General features: G+C 59.8%; 1 protein-coding gene. It reads left to right on the plus strand.

All coding sequences use genetic code 11. The features are described 5' to 3' along the window. The first annotated feature begins 108 nt into the window (after nucleotides 1-108). Nucleotides 109-288: a DUF6894 family protein gene (locus tag ACPYOJ_RS34475; protein ID WP_481420243.1), complete on the plus strand. Its 180-nt coding sequence runs from the start codon at nucleotides 109-111 to the stop codon at nucleotides 286-288. The last annotated feature ends 927 nt before the right edge of the window (nucleotides 289-1215 follow it).

The following is a 1215-nucleotide window of genomic DNA, read 5'->3' on the forward strand; positions in this document are numbered from 1 at the left end:
GTCCTGGCACCGCGCGGTCATCATCGGGGGCGCGCTAACCGGACAGGAACAATGTGAAGCCTTGATTGTTCGCGAACTAGGAGAGCGCCCTCCCGCGGTTGTTGGTAGATGGCGAAGTATTACCTCCATATCCGTGCAGCCGATGAATTCGTCGAAGACGACGAAGGTATTATCGATCTGCCAAATCTTGCCGCAGTTCATGAAGAGGCCGTCACCTCCGCCCGCGAGCTCGTCGCGGATTTGGTCCATCGGGGAGAGCCGATACGCTTAACAATTCGAGATCGTTGATGAAAACGGAGATCTCATCGCGGTTTTCCCGTTCAAGTCCGTGGTGCTGGATTGACTCCAGCAGATGAACCGGCCGAGCCCGCCGAGGCACGGCTTTGTCTGTACGCTGGCGAACCGGAACGCGAAGTCTCCTCTCTTCGTTATTGTGCCGGATTGCGTGTTGGCATCCGCCCCGCCAGCGCATCCAGCCTTAGTGGCGACCTGACCTCGCAACCGCTCACCAGCCAGCGGGGTCTTCTTTGTTCGTACGCTACCGGACGGGAACGGTTGCGCGTCCTGGGCGTCTGGATGGCGGCCGCGCGGTAGTCTTCCCGACGAAAGTCGCCAGTGATGTTGGAGCCGCAGCCCTCTTCCCTGGTGCCGCGCGGTCACCTTTTCCCCGTTAACTGCTGCTCCGGCGGGGCATTTTTTGGGGGAACATTGCAGAACCTTTGGCGCGCCTGGGGTGCGCGGCAGTTCTTCTGATCAACCGGCTGATGACACCCCTCTCCGGGTGCCGCGTGGTCAATTCCGCGCTGAATGGCTAGGGTATACAAGAGGCGCGGCAAGGGCTCGCTTTTCGGCGGGCCCTTCGACCCTTACCTTATTATTGGCGAGCGCGCGCCGCCTTGAGTTTTAGTTTAGGAGCTGTAGCCACCAAGCCCGGCGCGTGACGGCAACGTTACACAATATCCGGGGCCGCCATCAGACCAGGGGCTCGCCATGTTTGACCCTTTGGACGAGCCCCTTGGTCGTATTTCCAAGTCTAGTTCGACGGCCCTGTCTGCCCCGCAGCAATCCTTTTGAACAGGAACGCCTTCAGCTCGAGGCCAAAACCGCACGGTTGCGTGAGGATTGACTTAGAAGCCTCAAGAAAGGTAGCGCCCCGAATCCCGACTAGAACGAAAGTGGCGTTCCGTCCCATGCGGAGCCTCATCTTCTGCGCTC

The sequence above is a fragment of the Rhizobium sp. SVR5-9E genome (genome assembly GCF_056755095.1).